The sequence below is a fragment of the Methylobacter sp. genome (assembly GCF_030680395.1).
Lineage (GTDB): Bacteria > Pseudomonadota > Gammaproteobacteria > Methylococcales > Methylomonadaceae > Methylobacter_A.
Window position 1 is genome coordinate 1 of sequence record NZ_JAUXVR010000011.1, and the last position, 20,016, is coordinate 20,016.

The window sequence follows — 20,016 nt, forward strand, 5'->3', positions numbered from 1 at the left end:
TGCGCCCAATGCCGCCGGATCTTTGGCGACGTCATCCTCCGGCAAACACAGACAACCGCCCTGCCCCAGCGTCCAGAACAGCCCCGCCACGGAACTGTCGAACGCGAACGACGACAGCAGCAGATAGCAGCCGACCGGCTCCCGGTAATAAGCGCCTCTGGCCCAGGTCGAGTGCATCAGGTTGCCATGACTGACCACCACGCCTTTCGGCTTGCCGGTCGATCCCGAGGTGTAAATGACATACGCCGCATGGTCTTCATGCAGCGGTATTTCCGGATTATCGCTGCTGCAATTGGCATAACTGTCACCATCGTCCACGCACATCGTCGCCATTTCGCCGCAGTCGAGGCCAGGCAGCAACGCGGTGCTGGTCAACAGCAATCTGCAACCGGCATCCTGCAGCAAATACGCCTGACGATCCTTTGGATAATCAGGATCGACCGGCACATAAACCGCACCGGTTTTAAGGATCGCCAATATCCCAACCACCATTTCCGGGCTACGCTGAATGCACAGGGCAACGCGACTTTCCGGACTCGCGCCTTGCGCCAGTAGACAATGTGCCAAACGGTTGGCCTGTGCATTGAGCTCGGCATAGCCAAGACGCCGTTCCTGGTAAACCACTGCGACGGCTTGCGGTTGTTGCAGGGCAACAGCCTCGAAAACACCGTGTACCGTACTGCGGCTCGGATAATCTACAGCGGTTGAATTCCATTCAGCCAACTGTTGGCGCTCAGGTTCGCTCAGCAGCGGCAGTTCCGACAAGCGACTGTCGGGATCGGCGACTATGCCGTGCAGCAGGCATTGATAATGACCGATAAACCCTAATAAAGTGTCTCTGGACAGCAGGTCGCTACGGTACTGGAACGAGGCAGCCAAACCCTGCCGGGTCTCCGCCATCAGCAAGGTGATATCGAATTGCACGGCGACATCCTCCAGCGCATAGCTTTCGGCCGGAAGACCCAGCCAATCCAGCGCAATGCCCGGCATACCCAACGCCAGCTCCGGAGCCGCAGAAGCAGGGTCTGCGCCGCTCTGCAACCCGAACCAGACACTGTAAAACGCAGACGGCCCTTGTTCTCGTTCAGGCTGCAATTTTTCGACCAGCAGCGAAAACGGATAATGCTGATGCGCCAATGCATCGAGCACGGTAGCGTTAACCTCGGCCAGATAATCGCTAAAGCGCAGCTCGGCGGCCGGGTGTGAACGTAGCGCCACCGGATTGACGAAATAACCGACAGTACCGGCAAACTCCCGCTTCGGCCTGCCCAGCGTCGGCGAACCGACGATGATATCCTCTTGGCCGCTGTAGCGATAAAGCAGGGTTTTGAACACAGTCAGCAACAGCGTATACAGGGTCGTGTGCTGCTCGACGGCCAGTCGTTTAAGTTTTTGCAGGGTATCCGTCGCGATATTCAGCGTTTCCGCCCGGCCTAGGCATGACGGCGAACCGGCCATTTGCCGCTCGACAGGCAAAGCCAGTTTCGGCAGCTCGCCGGACAACTGCCGTTGCCAGTAGTGCCAGTCCTGCTCTGCACGCTGATCGGCCAGATAAGCGGACTGCCAGGCGACATAATCGGCATAACTCGCCGCAGGCACCGGCAGCTTCCGGTCATGTCCGCAATAAAGCGACTTGAACTCTTCCAACAGAATAACCAACGAGCAAAAATCGACGACGACATGATGCGCGCAAAATACCAGCACATGATCGTCGTCGCCACCGCTGAACAAGGCGGCTCTCAGTAACGGCCCATGCTCCAAATCGAACGGTTTGCGCACGAAAACAGCTATATTTTCCCGGCGTTGCTGCTCGTTGTCGCAAGTCGCGCTAACCCAAGAAGGCTGAACCTCCGCCATCGGGATGCATACGACCCGAATCTGTTGCTTAAGCCGAAAGCCGCTGCGTAATTGCGCATGGCGTTCGAACAGTGCATTTAATGCGCCGCGTAATGCCCTTTTATCGAGCTTGCCGCGGATATGCATCGCAACCGGCATGTTATACAGCGAGCTGTCTTTTTCTATCTGGTTTACGGTCCACAGCGCCTGTTGACCGAGCGATAGCGGCTGCTCGCTGCCGCCATTGATTGCCGCTACCGGGGCAATTTGCGCTTGATCGGCTTTCGCCAGCTTCAATGCCTGTTCCGCGCATGCCGCCAAAGAGTGATCGCCAAGCAACTGCACCACCGGCAAATCGATAGTCAGCAACTCGTCGATAAAGTATTTCAGCTCCACCGCTTTCAGCGAATCCAGTCCCAGACTCGGCAGCGATTGCGCTAGATCGAAAGCTTCGATCGCCAAACCGGACAAAGCCGCCACTTTTTCAGCCAGCGCCTGCGCCAGTAAACCCGCACCTTCGGCATCGGCAACCGACAGTAAAGCTTGCCGCAATAAAGCCCGCTCCAAGCGGGTCGAATGCCCAGCCGTATAAGTTTGCGTTGGGGATATAGCGGCGGGGCAACTGGCGGCAGCTACACCGCTTTCGCCGCTCAGCGCATCGACGGCAACAGCCTTAAGTTGCTGCTGCTCAAAGGCCTGCCGACAAGCCGAACGCCTGATTTTACCGCTGCTGGTTTTCAAGATCGAACCCGGTTTCAACAGCATGACGGTGTTTGCCTGTATGCCGCATTCTTCGACCAGCCGGGTCCGTATCGCGGCAAACTCGGCTTGGTAATCAGGCTGCCTTAAGCTGTTGCGTTTCAGTTCGGCCAACACCACCAGCTTTTCGCCGTCGTCTCCGGTTACCGCAAAAGCGGCCGCACAGCCGGGGTTTATTGCATCGGTCGCCGCTTCGATTGCGTATTCCAAATCGTGGGGATAATAGTTGCGGCCGCGGATGATGATCAGATCTTTTAGCCGTCCTGAAACGAACAATTCGCTGCTTTCAATAAAGCCCAAATCGCCGGTGCGCAGCCAGCGGTTTTGAGCGTTCGCATCGCTGATAAAGGCCTGCTCGGTGGCTGCCGAATTTTGCCAATAGCCTGAACTGATGCTGGGGCCGCCGAGCTGGATCTCGCCGATTTGATCGGCTCTACACGGTTCACCGGTTTCGGGATCGACGATGCGAATCCGTTGCGCGGCGTCAACATCGATGCCGCCCGAGCCGACCAGATATCGGATTGAGTCGTCGCCGTCCATGGCCGGGCGCACCTTGCCTTGTTCCAGACCGGCCTTGTAAAAAGCCGCCACCGCTGGCTCGATATTTTTATTGCCGCCGGTAACCAGCAACGTGGCTTCCGCCAAGCCGTAACAGGGATAAAAAGCTTTACGACTGAATCCGCATCCCGCGAATGCGGCGGCAAAACGGTCCATAGTATCGGGATTAACCGGTTCTGCGCCGTTGAAAGCCAGGCGCCAGCTGTCAAGATCCAGCCCCGCTTTTTCTTCAGCGGTGATTTTTCGAACGCACAACTCGAACGCAAAGTTCGGACCGCCGCTGGTATGGGCGCGAAAATCGCTGATCGCTTGCAGCCAGCGAACAGGTTTTTCCATGAACGCCAGCGGCGACATTAAAATGGCGCCGGCCCCGCAATACAAAGGCTGCATGACATTGCCGATCAGGCCCATGTCATGGTAGAGCGGTAACCAGCCGACCACTGTCGAATCGGTATTGTGGCCGAAGCGCCGCTTGATCAGTTGCTGATTCGCCATCAGATTGCCGTGGCTGATGATCACGCCCTTGGGGTTACCGGTGGAACCCGAGGTGTATTGCAAAAAAGCCGGATCATGATCGTGCAATGTCGGCGGTTGCCAAGCGCTTGCATTAGCCGCGACTGGATTGTCGGTAATCAACCAGTTTTTGTCTAACAAACCGGCACTGCCGCCTATAAATTGGCGCACCGCATCGGCGATACTCTGAGTGCTGAGTATTACCGTCGCCTGGCTGTCATCGATAATCGCCTGCAACCGCGGCATGTGTCGGCCATTGCTCGGCGGATACGCCGGTACCGCAACCAAACCTCCGTAAAGGCAGGCGAAGAACGCCACGATGTAGTTCAATCCCGGCGGATACAGCAAAATAGCGCGCTCGCCCTGCATGCCCAGCGCCTGTAGCTGCGCGGCCAGCTGTCTGGCTTGTAAATCCAGCTCGCCGTAAGTCAGCGACTTGGTTGGCTGTTCGCCGTTTTCAAGAAACGTATAGGCGGTGCGGTGCGTTTGTCGTTCCGCACGCAACTGCAATAATTCAGCCAGTGATGCGACGTGGTCGGTCAGCGCATCGTCATCGGCGCTGTCAAGGCTATGCGGTTTATTTAACATATCTGCTCCATCATTTATATCTATCTTCGAATGAGATTGTTTTTTGAATTGCAGTCCTGTTTTCCGGCAAACGTCGCCAGAAAATGCCACCTCGCGCTATTACCCAGCCGAAAGGCTGAGGACAAGCCGCCCTGTCGGCAGGAATAAGCGCATTTGAGCGACAGCGAAAAGGGGTTGTTCCGGCAAACACCTGAACAAACTCATGGCATCGCCGAACCGGGATGAAATGACTCCAACACTGAGTAGACGATTGATTGTGATTTTTCCCTCATAACTGTTTTCGAAATAAGGTCCAGCCATGATGCATCTGGCATTGGAAAACAATGGCTAAGAGCATCAATCATTTGACAAGCATTTCACATCCCCTTCAACCGGCTCAGGGCAAACGGGATTTTAAAATGCTCAACTGACGCTTTCAGGTTTATCGGTACGATTGGCATTCATCCTGAAAACAGCAATTTATCCACGAAAAGCACGAAATAAATCAGTGCTGGATAATGCCGCTCCGTATCATTTTATCGATGACCTGTTGTACACAGACATCCAGATCTGTTGTGCCGGTAGATACGGTGAGCTCACAGTTTTCGGGCACTTCGTAAGGCGAGGTGACGCCTGTAAACTCCTTTAATTGCCCGGCCCTGGCTTTTTTATAGAGGCCTTTTACGTCGCGCGATTCGCAAATTTCTATAGGCGTATCGCAATAGATTTCGATGAAGCTGTCATGCTCTATCAGGCCGCGCACACGTTCACGGTCTGCACGATAGGGCGAGATGAAGGCGGTCAGCACAATGACACCCGCTTCCATAAAAATCTTGGCCATTTCACCGATACGACGAATGTTTTCCTGGCGGTCTTTAGCCGAAAAACCCAAGTCGCCGCACAAACCGTGACGGACATTATCGCCATCCAGCACAAACGTACGACACCCGCGAAAATGCAGCATTTCCTCGACAGCATGAGCCAGCGTGGATTTGCCGGACCCGGATAATCCGGTGAACCACAAGATTGCGCCGCGATGGCCGTTCTGGGCCTCACGCTGAGCGCGGCTAATGGTGGCGTGATGCCAGACGACATTGGTTGAGACGGGTAGTTGTGTAGTCATATCAGAGAACATTTGCATCCTTCTTTCTGTTTTTTGAAATTACGATTTTCACCCTTGCAGCTGCCAAGGCGATCTTGAGATTGCCGACGCTTGTTGACTGCATTGCCTGCTGCACCCGGTAAAAGCCGGACAATACTATTCCAACACAGAGTGGACGATTGACTGTCATCTTTTCCTCATGTCTGTTTGCGATGCAATCGGTCCGGCGGCGACGGCAACCCTTTTAAATCCCGAATGCTTCCGCATCCTCGTAAACCCGCGCCTGTCGAACTACGCCCGCTTGGTAATACTACTTATTGATTCAAGGCATTGGTTTCTCTACTCTATTGATGTTGAGAAAGCAATATCCTCGGTGCGAACCTAATTTACTTTACGGGAGGCTGAGTAAATTACCCGCTGTGTCATATACAACCCAATTGTCTTTAGTAAAAGCGGGATGTCGAAATGACCTGTAAATATTTGTTTGACCGAACGGCAGCCCAAACGGGGGAATACAGATGATAATGAAATTACGGGAGCACAGACGCAACATCAGGCTTGCCGATCCCGGCGGTGAAGAAGAACCCATCCGATTTGAGTTATTTAGCAACGAGCGACTGGAGCAGCATGCCGTCAGTCTGGCGAAAGAGCAAAAAGCCCGCATTATGCCGGAGGGACTCAAACTGATGCCGCGGGTGCGCGAGAATTCCAGGCTGTTGTTTGAGGCTTACAAAGCTATAGGCAAGGCGGCACGGGAGCAACGAGCCATTACCCCGGCCGCGGAATGGATGCTCGACAATTTTCATGTGATTGAAGAGCAGGTCAATGACATCAACATCTATCTGCCGGAAAAGTTTTACCAGCAACTACCCAAGTTAATCAACGGCTTTCTTGCCGGCTATCCGCGCGTTTACGGCATTGCCTGGGCGCTGGTCGCTCATACCGATAGCCGTTTTTCTCCGGAACAGCTCGCTCTTTTCATGCGTGCCTACCAGGAAATTCAGCCGCTCAGTATTGGCGAGCTTTGGGCAATACCGATCATCTTGCGTATCGTGATGATCGAAAACCTGCGCCGACTGGCGTTAAAAGTCATGCGTTCGCAAGTCGGCCGACGACTCGCTGACGAGTTTATCGATCAAGCCGACAAGCTGGATCTTTCGGACCAGACTGCCGCGTTACCCGACCCGCTTTTCCGCCAGGCTTTTGCGGTTCAGCTTGTGCAACGTTTACACGAGCCGCATCCCGGCCCTGCGCCTGCACTCGATTTTCTTAATGAATGGCTGGCCGAACAAGATGTTACCCTGGATGACATGGTACACCGTGAACACGCCGCCCAAATTGCGGCCAATCTGACCGTACGCAATCTCATTACCAGTATGCGCGCCATATCGGCGTTCGACTGGCCGCAATTTGTCGAAGATTCGAGTCTGGTGGATAAATATCTGCGCATTCACCCGACTTACACGGCAATGGATTTTCTCACCCGCGACCGCTACCGTCATGCGATTGAGGATCTTGCCAAACGTTCGCCTTATTCCGAAGTCGAAATCGCCCATAAAGTCATCGACAAGATTGATCGTGTCGCTGAAAAACCGGATACCAACCCGCAACAACAGGAGCCGGGCTACTACTTGATCGGTGCCGGCCGGAGCGAGTTCGAACAGGAAGTCGGCTTTCAATCCACCTTCAGCCAAAAGCTGTTGCGTGTTTATGTTGCCCATGCCGCGTTTGCTTATCTGACCAGTATCGGGGTAGGCACGCTGCTTTTGCTGGCGCTGCCTGTGAACGCCGCTATCGTGGCCGGGCTAGGCAGCTTGCAGATTGCGCTGATTACGCTATTTGCATTATTTCCGGCTTCGGATATTGCTACGGCGCTGGTCAACCGCTTTATCATTTCGGTCGTGCCGCCGCGCCATTTACCCAGACTTGAACTGAAGGACGGCATCTCCGATTCATTACGCACCTTTGTCGTGGTGCCGACCATGTTTATCAACGAACACAACGTAAAAAGGCAAATCGATGAGCTGGAGGTTCAATACTTGTCCAATCCGGTCGACGAGGTTTATTTTGCGCTGTTGTCCGATTGGGTTGATGCCGACCGGGAAACACTGCCTGAAGATGATTTATTATTAAGCGTCGCCATTAGCGGAATAGACGCGCTTAATGCCAAGTACGGAGAACAGCGCTTTTTTCTGTATCACCGCAAACGTTGCTGGAACCCGAGTGAGAACCAATGGATGGGATGGGAGCGCAAGCGCGGCAAGTTGCATGAGTTTAACCGGCTGCTGCGCGGAGCGGTCGACACTTCATTTCTGCCGATTCACGGGCAGCCGGCGTTTGCTCCGCCGGGCGTTCGTTATGTGATTACCCTGGATTCCGACACCAAACTGCCTATCGGCGCAGTGCAACATTTGGTGGGCACCGCTGCCCATCCGCTCAATTGGCCTGTTCTGGATCCGGTCACGCGCCGTGTTACCAGCGGCTACAGTATTCTCCAGCCCAGAGTCACCCCCACCCTGCCGCAAAGGCGCGAGCATTCATTGTTTCACCGGATTTTCTCCGGCGCCTGCGGCGTAGACGCCTATTCGACCTCGGTGTCCGAAGTGTATCAGGACCTGTTCGGGCTTGGCACATACAGCGGCAAGGGCTTGTATGAAGTCGATTCGTTTGAGGCCGCGTTGGCAGGACGAGTTCCTGAAAACGCCTTGCTCAGCCATGACTTATTCGAGAGCGTGTTCGCCCGGTGCGCGTTTGTCAGCGACATTGAGTTGTTTGAAGAATTCCCCTCCCACACGGAAGTTGCCGCGTCCCGCGCGCACCGCTGGGCGCGTGGCGACTGGCAGCTGTTGCCGTGGATTTTCGGTCCGCCCGGCAAAGGCATGCCGCTAATCGGGCGCTGGAAAATGCTCGATAATTTACGTCGAACGCTGTCCGCGCCTGGCGCTTTTTTTACCCTGTTGGCAGCCTGGGCGATTCCGGGGGCACCGCAGTTGATACTGATGGGGATGGTCTTGGTAGCGTTGGCTTTCCCTGTTTTCCAGACCGTGATCGGCGGAATGAGGATTCGCACCAATATTTCGTTGCGTAATCAATTGCGCGTCACCGCAGAAAATGTATTCATGAGTTTGAACAATAGCCTGGTTACGCTGACACTGCTGGTGCAACAGGCGTTGCTGATGACCGATGCGATCGTAAGCACTTTGGTGCGGCTGTATATCACCCGACGGAAATTGCTCAAGTGGGTCACGGCGCTGCAAGCAAAGACAGCTGCGGGACACACCGTGAAAGACCTGATCAGGCCATTGGGCAGCGTGATGATCGTGGTGCTTTGCGCCGGTTCGATCGTGCTGCTGTTCAATCCCGCATCGCTTGAAATTGCCGCGCCGTTCCTGCTGTTGTGGTTACTGTCGCCGGTCATTGCCCATATCCTGAGCTTGCCGCCAAGACAAGACCCGACTGAATCATTATTTCCCGAGGATGTTTTGCAGTTACGACAGGTTGCTAGGCGCACTTGGCGATTTTTTACCACCTTTGTCACGGAACGGGAAAATTATCTGCCTCCTGATAATTTTCAGGAAGACCCGGAGCCCGATATTGCTCATCGCAGTTCGCCGACCAATTTCGGTCTCTATTTATTGTCGGCGCTTGCCGCCCACGATCTTGGCTGGATCGGCCTTATGGATACTGTTGACCGGTTGGAGGCCACTTTAAATACGCTGAACAAGATGCCGAGACTGCATGGACATTTTTATAACTGGTACGACACGCGTACTTTGCTGGCGCTGGAACCCAAATATGTATCGACCGTGGATAGCGGCAATTTGGCCGCGCATCTGTTGGTCGTTATTCAGGGATGTAGGGATCTGACGCAGCAACCGTATGCGTTTTCCACCGTGTTAAACGGCATTGCCGACAGCCACAGACTGCTGGTAGCCGCGCTTGCCAAAATCAACGATAACCAGCGCACGCAGGTGGTGACACTGGAAGAACTGCAAAAGAAAATAGATAAACTTGGCGGTTTTTTGGCATGCACGCCTGCCACTCCCGAGGAATGCATACGCTTGTGGCGGTTGATAAGACCTTGTACCGATAACCTGTTGGATCTGGCGCGCGCTTATGCCGCCGAGCGCGGCGAAATGATAGATAACAGCGAAGTGCTGGCATGGGCTACGTTACTGCATAACGATATTAGATCTCATCAGCGTGATATGGAAAATTTCGGCTCGTCGATACATTTCGAACTTCCTCTTGACGAGAGTCGGCAACCGGAAGCCCAACACTGGAAAGTGTTGACTCAGCGGATAAATGCGTTGGCCGAACGTGCAGAACAATTGTTCGTCGAGATGGACTTTCGTTTTCTCTATGACCCTAGCCGGCACTTGTTTTCGCTCGGGTATCGCGTTGAAAAAGGCGTTATCGATGACAGCTATTACGACCTGCTCGCCTCGGAAGCTCGCCTGACCAGCTTGATTGCTATCGCCAAGCGCGAAGTACCGAGTATTCACTGGTTTCATTTGGGTCGCCGGATGACGCGCACTACCAACGGCACCGTGTTATTGTCCTGGTCCGGCTCGATGTTTGAATACCTGATGCCGTCATTAGTGACCTATACGCCGCGCTACAGCCTGCTGGATCAAACCTGCCGTCTGGTGGTACAGAGTCAGATCGAATACGGGGCACAACGCAGTGTACCGTGGGGCGTTTCCGAATCGGCGTTTAACGGCCGCGACCGTTGGTTCACTTACCAATATTCCGCTTTTGGCGTACCCGGTTTGGGCATGAAGCGCGGGCTCGCCTACGATCTGGTCATTGCTCCCTACGCCACTGCGCTGGCGGCTATGTACCACACCCATGCTGCGGTGGAAAATTTCGAGCATCTGGAAAAGATTGGCGCGTTGGGTCGTTACGGCTTTTTCGAAGCGCTCGATTTCACACCGTCGCGGCTCGCGGAAAACCAGAAGGTGGCGTTTGTACGCTGCTATATGGCTCATCATCAAGGCATGTCATTGGTGGCTTTGACTAATGTGGTGCTCAATGAAGTGATGCGCCGCCGTTTCCATCGCGTACCGATGATCCAGGGCGCTGAGTTGCTGCTGCAAGAGCGGGTTCCGCGCGGCTTTGACAAAGGTATTCCCCACTTTACCCAGGCCGAGGCTGAAGTGAAGGAAATAATACAGCCGCCGATACGCCGCGTACTTTCACCGATGTCTATCGTGCCCTCCGCGCATTTGCTGTCCAACGGTCGTTACGGCGTGATGATCACTGCCGCCGGATCGGGTTACAGTGTTTGCGAAAAGCTGGCGGTCACTCGCTGGCGTGAAGATGTGACGCGCGATTGCTGGGGCAGTTATATCTATTTACGGGACGTGGCGAGCGGCAAAATATGGTCTGCCGGGTACCAGCCGACTGCGGCGGTCCCGGATCGGTACGAAGTGGCTTTTCTTGAAGACCGGGTGCGCATCTCCCGCGAAGACGGTCCCATAACCAGCCACTTGGAAATCATTGTATCGCCGGAGGATAACGCAGAAATCAGGCACTTGAGTTTAATCAATAACGGGGCGTATAGCCTGGAAATTGAGCTGACTTCATACTCGGAAATTGTGCTGGCGTCCCCGATGGCCGACATTGCACACCCGGCGTTTTCAAATTTGTTTATACAGACCGAATACCTGCCGCAGGCGTGTGCGTTAATCGCGCAGCGACGGCCTCGGGCAGACGATGAGCCTCGGATTTGGGCGGCTCATGTGCTGGCATGCAGCAACATCTGTACCGGGCTTCAGTATGAAACCGACCGGGTGCGATTTATAGGTCGGGGACAAACGCTGCATGCGCCCACCGCAGTGATGGATGGGCGCCCGCTTAGCAACACAGTCGGCGCGGTACTTGATCCGATATTCAGCCTGCGCACGCGGGTCAGCGTCGAACCGGGCTCGACTGTTCATGTCACATTTACCACCCTGGTTGCCCCGTCGCGACAGGCCGTTGAAGATTTAGCCGACAAGTATCACAACGCCGCGACTTTCGACCGGGTTTCCGATCTTGCCTGGACGCATGCGCACATCCAATTGCGTCATCTGCGCATCAAGTCCGATGAAGCCCAATTATTTCAAGCCCTGGCTAATCGCTTGCTGTATGCCGATCCTTCGCTACGGGCGGATGCCAGACTTATGTACCTGAACCGGTTAAACGTGACCGGCTTATGGCGGTTTAGTATTTCCGGCGATCGTCCCATCGTCTTGCTGCGGGTAACATCAACGGAAGACAGGGGGATTGCCGATCAGTTATTACGCGCCCATGAATACTGGCGCATGAAGCGCCTGTCGGTCGATTTGGTGATCTTGAATGAAAAAGAAATTACCTATGCCAATGAACTACAGACCTTAATGGACAACATGGTTCGCGAAAATAAAGCGTTTTCAACGCTTCATGAGTACGGCGAACAGGGGGAAGTGTTTGTGCTGCGCGCCGATCAGCTCAGCGAAGAGGAACGTGTGTTATTGCAAACTTCGGCGCGTGTGGTGCTTTTGAGTAGCCGCGGTACCTTGGCTGAACAATTGATGCGGCATCCCAAGCCTATACCCAAGTTTATCCAGCCTAAAGCCTTGCCTGCACCTACTGTCGGAGGAAAAGAGCTCTCAATCATCCCTGCCGGGCTCGAATATTTCAACGGGCTGGGCGGATTCGCCGACCACGGGCGCGAATATGTGATCGTGCTGGACAAGGGTCAATGTACGCCTGCACCCTGGATTAACGTGATCGCCAATGCCGAATTCGGTTTTACCGTATCGGAGCTGGGCAGTGGTTATACCTGGAGCCTTAACAGCCGCTTGAACCAGTTGACGCCTTGGTCGAACGATCCGGTCGGCGATCCTCCCGGCGAAATATTTTATTTGCAGGACCTCGAAACCGGCGCTTTGTGGAGTCCGACTGCGCTACCGATTCGCGTTGACAATGCCGCCTATATCATTCGCCACGGTCAGGGCTACAGCCGTTTCGAGCATGTTTCTCACGGTATTCACAGCGAGCTGCTGCAATTCGTAAGTTCGGACGACCCGGTCAAAATTTCATCTTTAACATTAAAAAACAATTCCGGTCGCCGCCGTAAATTAGCAGTTGCCGCCTATGTCGAATGGGTGCTCGGCGCCTCCCGCACCGTCACCTCGCCTTATATTGTTACCGAGCTGGATCAGGCGACCGGCGCCCTGTTTGCCTATAACGGCCTGGACGTGGATTTTGGTCAGCGCATTGCTTTTGTCGATTTTTCCGGCCTGCAAACGGCATGGACATGCAATAGGACGGAATTTATCGGGCGTAACGGCAGCCTGAATGCACCGATAGCCTTGCTTCAATCCAAAGCGCTTAAAAACCGCGTTGGCGCAGGTCTTGATCCGTGCGCGGCAATGACGACGCAGATAGAACTTGCCGTCGATGAAAGCATCGAGCTTGTTTTCCTGTTGGGACAAGGCAGCGACCGCGACCATGCAGGCGAGCTGGTCAAGCGTTATCGGGCAGCGGATATACAGCTTACCTTCGCCGCCGTGAAACAATCATGGGCCAAGACACTCGGAAAAACTCAGGTAAAAACGCCGGATAGAGCGCTGGACTTGATGTTGAACGGATGGCTGCTGTATCAAACCCTGAGCTGCCGAATGTGGGCGCGCGCCGCATTTTATCAGGCAGGCGGAGCTTTCGGTTTCCGCGATCAATTACAAGACAGCATGGCGCTAGCGGTAGCACGGCCCGATCTTGTCCGCGCTCATTTGATCCGCGCGGCGGCTCATCAATTTGTCGAGGGCGATGTGCAGCATTGGTGGCATCCTCCTTCCAATCGCGGCGTCCGCACCCATTTCTCGGACGACCTTATCTGGCTGCCGTATGTGGTGTCCCACTATGTCAAGGTCAGCGGCGACAATGCTGTACTCGACACTTTGCTGCCATTCTTGGAAGGGCCGATACTCACGCCGGAACAGGAAGATAACTATTTCGAACCGACTCAATCCGGGCAACAAGCCAGTCTGTTTGAGCACTGCGCGCGAACGCTCGATTTGAGTTTAAAAGTCGGAATACACGGTCTGCCGCTGATGGGTTGCGGCGACTGGAACGACGGCATGAACCGGGTTGGGCATCAAGGCAAGGGAGAGAGCGTTTGGCTCGCCTGGTTCCTGATTGCCACGTTGTCGGAATTTGCCGGTCTGGCACAAGCGCGCGGCGACACTGAGCGAGCCTTACGTTGGCGCGAACACGCTGCCGCATTAAAAATCGCTGTGGAAGCTGAAGGCTGGGATGTGTCCTGGTATCGCCGCGCCTATTTCGATGACGGCACACCGCTGGGCTCCGCTTCCAACACCGAGTGCCGCATCGACTCGCTGGCCCAAAGTTGGGGCGTCATTTCAGGTGCCGCCGACCCCGAGCGGGCGCGACTGGCGATGAATTCGGTTCGGGAATATCTGATCCAATACGGCGATGACCTGGTGTTGTTGTTTACGCCACCTTTCGATAAAACACCGCTGGACCCGGGCTATATCAAAGGCTACTTGCCGGGCGTACGGGAAAATGGCGGACAATATACCCATGCGGCGATCTGGTGCGTTATCGCCTACGCGATCCTGGGGGACGGCGATCAGGCGGAAGAACTCCTGCATATGTTGAATCCGGTTAATCGCACCACGAACCGGACCGGAGTCTATGCTTACAAAGTCGAGCCGTATGTAATATCTGCCGATATTTATGCCGTACCGCCGCATGTGCGGCGCGGAGGCTGGACCTGGTACACTGGCGCTGCGGGATGGTTTTATCGTGCGGGTCTGGAATGGATGCTGGGACTGAGTATCCACGCAGGAAAAATGCACTTTAATCCTTGTATTCCGCGTGAGTGGCGCAGTTACAGCTTAACTTATCAACATGAAGAAATTTGCTATGAAATTACCGTCAAGAACCCCAGTGGGGTATCGAAGGGCATCGTATTGCTTGAGTTGGACGGAGTAGCGCAAGCAGAGGGCGACGGTATCTTGCTGCTAAACGATGGACAGAACCATCAGGTGTTGGTGGTCATGGGGTAATTCCCGTTCCCACGCAGCGTAGTATCACGGCCATTAGCTAAGTGTTGTAGGAGCGGGCCGCGCCCGCGACATTTGGGCAGCGATTGCAGAATTGTAGCGCCTTCATCGCGGGCATGGCCCGCTCCTACGACGTCACTGCGCTTAACTTAATGGCCGTGATACGCTGCGTGGGAACGAGGCAAGGCAACGTTTAGCCTGTAATCAACAGCTTCTCGAATTCATCAGCGGCCACCGGTCTCGAAAACAGATAACCTTGTCCGTAATCGCAACCGGCGGCAATCAGTAAATCGCACTGCTCCTGTGTTTCTATGCCTTCTGCGATAACCTTGATGCCCAGTTTATGCGCCATCACGATGATCGCTTCGCACAGCGCCAGGTCATTGCCATTGGGACCGAGGTTGCGGGTGAACGACTGGTCAATCTTGAGATAGTCGATATCGAATTTCTTCAGATAAGATAATGAAGAATAGCCTGTACCGAAGTCATCCAGCGATACCTGAATACCGGCATCCCGAAAAGCCAGCAGTTGGCCGGTAATTAAAGCCCCGGCATCCATCAGCAGTCCTTCGGTAATTTCTATAACTATGCTTTGCCCGGGCAGGCCGAGTTCCCGTAAATGCTCGAACCAGGCCAGATGTCCATTGCCCTCTTTTTGAAATTGCACAGGCGATTTATTAATGCTGACCTGGAACTCGTCATGGTGCTTTGTACGCCATTGCGCGGCCTGTTGCGCCGCTTCGCGAAACACCCACTCGCCAATGTCGATGATCATGCCGGTTACTTCGGCGACCGGGATAAAATCAGCCGGACTGATCAAACCGCGGGTCGGATGCTGCCAGCGAATCAGCGCCTCGGCTTTGTGAATGAAACCGGTGCTCAATTCCACAATCGGCTGGTAAGCCAGCCAGAACTGGCGTTCAACCAGTGCATTACGCAGGTCATTGATCAGCCGCATTCGGGTCAACGCGGCCTCCTGCATTGAGATGGTAAAGTAGTGGCGGCAGTTGCGGCCCTGATCCTTTGCCGCATACATGGCCTGATCGGCATTTTTTATCAGCACGTCGATGTCATCGGTATCTTCAGGATATAAGGTGATACCGATACTGACCGACACATAAGCAATTTCGCCCGCTAGCTCGAACGGTTTGGTCAGCTGACACAGGATGTCCTGGGCAAGGCGCTCAATACTGTCTTGCTCTTGCAATTCAGCCAGAATAATAGTGAATTCATCGCCGCCCAGACGTGCGACGGTATCGGTATTGCGTACGCAATTAAGCAGGCGTTGCGCCATTTCCTTGAGCAGCAGGTCGCCTTTGCAATGGCCCAGCGTATCGTTAACATCCTTGAAATGATCGAGATCGAGAAACAGCAATGCCAGCGGCAGGCCCACCCGCCGGGATTTCTTCATTTCCTGCGCCAGCCGCTCGTAAAACATGTGGCGGTTAGGCAGGCCGGTCAATGAGTCGAAGTTAGCCTGCTGCCAGATGGTTTGTTCCGCATGTTTCTGGTCGGTGATATCCGAGAACGTCGCGACCCGGTGCCGCACCTTGTTTTGGTCGTCGTAAACGGTGTTAATCGTCAACCATTCAAGGTAGGTTTCGCCGCTCTTGCGCCGGTTCCATATTTCACCTTGCCAATGCCCTGTTGTTTCCAGCGCATGCCACATGATCTGGTAGAACGCTTCGTTTTGGTGTCCTGACTTGAGCAGCGTTGTGGGTTGACCGACGGCCTCCTGCAATGAGTAACCGGTCAGTTCTGTGAAGGCCGGATTGACGGTGACAATCCGGTTATCTGAATCGGCCACCATGATGGCCTCGCCGATCGCCTGATAAACCAGATTCGCGAGTTTCAGTTTATCTTCATTACCTTTACGCTCGGTAATATCGACAAGTATCACGCGACAGGTCTGGTCGTCATCATTGGCAATGGCTTCAAACTGTACAATCAGCGTTGGGCTTTTGTCGACAGGAAGCAGGGTCAGTTCACAGCTTTGAGAAGCTGTGCCGGCAAGTATGCCGGACAGGAAGTCGTTGAAAACGGGCAAGGAATCAGTGCTGATAAAACTTGAAAAGCGCTGCTGTTTTAACTGCGAACGAAATATTCCCAACTGCCTGGCGGCCTTGAGATTGAGCTGCCGGATAGTGCCGAAGCAATCCAGCGTAAGATAGCCGACCGGCGCCATGTCGTAGAGTTCGGTGTAACGTTCCAGGCTCGCTTCAACTTCAGTCTGTGCTATCAGCAGTTCCTCATTTTGCATTTCCAGTTCGATCTGGTGAACCTGTAATTCATGCAGCAGTTTTTTTGCATCCATTTCAATGTCGGATACGATTGATTGCCGTTGGGCAAGTTGTCGATTGGCGCGTCGGCGCAGGTTGTCGGCATAGGTAAATTGTTTAATTCTTTTTGTCACACATTCTCTCTGTACATCGTAAATATCCTGTATTTTTTAAGGGTATTATAAACTGATGTCACTCACGCTAAGAAATTTTTAACACCCGGAAGTAAAAATAAAACGCTCTCTGATGACATGACATTTTCAATTGGATTGCCCTCTCTTTTTCTCATTCCCACGCAGCGCGTGGGAATGAGAAATCTTTACGCACGGCTACAAATAAATTTCGGAATTGACGTTATTATCTGCGTCCGAATTTTCCTGCCGTACAGGATCGACTCCCTTCTTATGATGAGTAATGACCGTGCGGATAGCGACATATTGATACGGTTTGCCTTTCGCGTTTAAAAAAGGAACGATAGTGGTATCTACCCAATAAAGAGAGCCATCCTTGGCACGATTGCGAATTTCTCCCTTCCAGATATGCCCGTGGGCAATGGTCTGCCACAGGTTGTGCATGAATTCTTTGGAGTGATACCCCGAATTGATAATACGATGATCCTGCCCGAGCAGTTCTTTGCGCGAATACTTGGAGATGGTGCAGAACTTGTCATTCACATAGGTGATCTCGCCTTTCCGGTCGGTAATCGCCACAATCGCGTGCTCATTAAGTGCCAGCTCAAGATTTTTGGCGAGGCTGATGTCAACAAAGGTGATCACCACGCCGTCTATTACATTATCCATGGTGCGGTAAGGCATGATGCGCACATCAAACCAGCGTCCGTCATGAGTCTGGATTTGCTTATCCGAAACCACCAGCGTACGCAGTACATCTATTGCATCCTGCTGTAGCAGAGGATAGTCCAGGTCGGTCACAATGTCGGTTAACGGCCGTCCTTCGTCTTGCGGCAACAGCCTGAATATCTGCGTGGTATGGGCGGTAAAACGCCGCAAATGCAATCTGTTGTTGAGAAATACCGTAGCAATTTCGGTACTGTTAAGCAGGTTCTGCATGTCGTTGTTGACCCACTGCAACGCATCCAGCTTGGCTTGCAGCTCCGCATTCACAGTCAGCATTTCCTCGTGCACTGACTGCATTTCTTCCTTGGAAATGAGCATTTCCTGATTTGTAAGCTGGTTCTCTTCATGGCTGGCTTTGAGCTCTTCCTGCAAGAACTGTACTTCATCGCGCAATACCTGTATTTCCAGCTGAGCCTGTTGCAGTGCTTCGGGCGGCGCGAGTTTGGTGCTGCGTTTGCGGGTACGCGCTGTCGCGACATCGGTAAACACGATGATGACCTTGCCGCGCAATGCCGGCACTTGGTCGATAGCTTGTACAATCACATTGACAGTATGGGTACCGCTTTCGCCTGTTATCTGCAAGCCTTCCAGGTGTACCGCCGTTAATTGCTGCAATGCCAGCCTGATTGAACCCGTTAGTGCCTGATGCAGACCCTCTCGCGCCATCGCATGGATGTTTAGATTGGCTTTACCGGCAGAAGGCTCCAGATACTTACCGGTGTGACCGCTAAAATAAAGGATGTCGCCCTCGGCGTTAACCAGCACGGCTGCCGGGGCGTAATGCGCAAGCAATAATTGATCCATCAGTTGTTGCAGATTGACCGGCAGACTGCCGTCATCAACTGTCTGTCTGATGGCAGGCACAGCGATAAGATGTTTATTTGGAAAGTCCACTTCAGGTTTCGGTAAAGGGTTGTCAATACGCCGGTACAGCCGCACCTTAGCCTTCACCGGCGTAAACAGATAGCCGAAATTACCGGTACTTTCGGCAGAACCCAGCAGCAGCAAGCCATGCGGATTTAGCGCATAGTGAAACAGCGGCAGCAATTTTCCCTGTAAATCAACGGAAAAATAGATGAGCAGGTTGCGGCAACTGATTATATCCAACCGGGTAAACGGCGGATCAGTGATGATATTCTGCTGCGCAAAAATGATCATTTCGCAGATTTCATTTTTTACCCGGTAGCCGTTGTTTTCGGCATTAAAGTAACGGGCCAGGCGTTCCGGTGAAACACCGGCAACGCTATTGGCCGTGTAAAATCCCTGGCGTGCATGAGCTATCGCATCGGCATCGAGATCGGTAGCAAAAATCTGCAGCGAAAAGTGCGCGTCAGGCTTGGCCTGTTCAATCGCTTCAATGAACATAATTGCCAGCGTATAAGCTTCCTCGCCGGTAGAGCAGGCGGGCACCCATACTCTTATGATCTTGCCGTCCGGGTGGTTTGCTATCAACGCAGGCATGGCGTCGGCCTTTAGCGTGTCCCATACCACCGGATTGCGAAAAAAACCGGTAACACCGATCAGCAATTCCTTGAACAATAAATCCTGCTCCTGCGGATTTTCGCGCAGATAACGGACATAAGTGCCGATATGATCGAGCTGGTGCAGCTCCATACGTCGCTCGATACGGCGATATATCGTACTTTTTTTGTATAGCGAAAAGTCATTGCCGGTCCTGACGCGCAGCAGCACAGCAATTTTTTCCAGAGCGCTCAACGAGCTATCTTCCAATAGCTGCCCTGAACCGGCAAACGCATCCCTGTTGGCATGCTGGAGATAATTGATGATATGGGCAGGCAACTCTGCCGCTGTATCTATAATATCGGCTAATCCCGCATCAATAACGCTACGCGGCATACTGTCGTATTTGGCGTCGCCAGGATCCTGTACCAGTACCAGACCGGATTTTTCCTTGATGGCGCGCAAACCCAGCACGCCATCAGAGCCCATGCCCGAAAGCAGGATGCCGATGCTTTGATCGCGTCGGTCTTCGGCAAGGCTGCAGAAAAAAGCATCGATAGGGAGGCGTAATCCCCGCGGTGCAACCGGGTCGAGCAGATAAAGCGTGCCGCGCAGGATGGACAATTCTTTATTTGGAGGATTTATATAAATGCAATCCGGTTTTATTTTCATGCGATTTCGGGCTTCTAATACCGTCATCGCCGTCGTGCGTTGCAACAACTCGGGCATCATGCCTTTGTGGTTGGGGTCGAGATGCTGAATGACGACAAAAGCCACACCCATGTCATCAGGCACATGGCTGAAAAAATTTTCGAGCGCTTCAAGCCCGCCGGCCGAGGCTCCGATACCTACGATCGGCAGTAACCTGTCCACGCTGAAGTAAGCGGGATCGGTCGTGATGTCTGGAGAGAATGGGCCGTGAGCGGCAGTTGATTTATCCATGCAGTATTCCTAAAATTTTTATGAGTGTCTGACTGCTTGCAGTTTTTACCTGTCAAAACTCGGTTTTTTGGTTCACTTCCTTCCGA

At 53.5% G+C, this 20,016-nt stretch carries 6 protein-coding genes; 1 reads left to right on the forward strand and 5 read right to left on the reverse strand.

Annotation, left to right across the window (positions count from 1 at the left end; genetic code table 11):
* The 3 genes from Q8L79_RS06345 to Q8L79_RS06355 form a co-directional block, all read right to left on the reverse strand.
* The coding region (locus Q8L79_RS06345) for an AMP-binding protein (RefSeq protein ID WP_305269152.1) at positions 1–4,254 on the reverse strand (4,254 nt) is incomplete at its 3' end.
* Positions 4,255–4,738: 484 nt separating this feature from the next.
* Positions 4,739–5,356 carry an adenylyl-sulfate kinase gene (gene cysC, locus Q8L79_RS06350; RefSeq protein WP_305269156.1) on the reverse strand — a complete coding sequence of 206 codons (618 nt, stop codon included), beginning with the start codon at positions 5,354–5,356 and terminating at the stop codon, positions 4,739–4,741.
* A gap of 1 nt (position 5,357) precedes the next feature.
* The gene (locus Q8L79_RS06355; protein WP_305269158.1) at positions 5,358–5,525 is read right to left on the reverse strand and encodes a hypothetical protein; all 168 of its coding nucleotides are present in this window, start codon (positions 5,523–5,525) and stop codon (positions 5,358–5,360) included.
* A 328-nt stretch (positions 5,526–5,853) separates the two neighbouring features.
* Between Q8L79_RS06355 and Q8L79_RS06360 the strand changes: the two genes are divergently transcribed.
* The gene (locus Q8L79_RS06360; RefSeq protein WP_305269161.1) at positions 5,854–14,394 is read left to right on the forward strand and encodes a GH36-type glycosyl hydrolase domain-containing protein; all 8,541 of its coding nucleotides are present in this window, start codon (positions 5,854–5,856) and stop codon (positions 14,392–14,394) included.
* Between the two features lie 190 nt (positions 14,395–14,584).
* Here the strand turns inward: Q8L79_RS06360 and Q8L79_RS06365 are convergent, their stop codons facing one another.
* Entirely contained in the window at positions 14,585–16,804 is a 2,220-nt protein-coding gene (locus tag Q8L79_RS06365) for an EAL domain-containing protein (protein ID WP_305269165.1), read from the reverse strand.
* Positions 16,805–16,999: 195 nt separating this feature from the next.
* Positions 17,000–19,930 carry a chemotaxis protein CheB gene (locus Q8L79_RS06370; RefSeq protein WP_305269168.1) on the reverse strand — a complete coding sequence of 977 codons (2,931 nt, stop codon included), beginning with the start codon at positions 19,928–19,930 and terminating at the stop codon, positions 17,000–17,002.
* Positions 19,931–20,016: the final 86 nt, after the last annotated feature.

Excerpts from the sequence above, each read along its gene's own strand:
- cysC (WP_305269156.1), bottom strand. The coding sequence starts at position 5,356 with ATGACTACACAACTACCCGTCTCAACCAATGTCGTCTGGCATCACGCC.
- Q8L79_RS06355 (WP_305269158.1), bottom strand. The coding sequence starts at position 5,525 with ATGACAGTCAATCGTCCACTCTGTGTTGGAATAGTATTGTCCGGCTTT.
- Q8L79_RS06360 (WP_305269161.1), top strand. The coding sequence starts at position 5,854 with ATGATAATGAAATTACGGGAGCACAGACGCAACATCAGGCTTGCCGAT.
- Q8L79_RS06370 (WP_305269168.1), bottom strand. The coding sequence starts at position 19,930 with ATGGATAAATCAACTGCCGCTCACGGCCCATTCTCTCCAGACATCACG.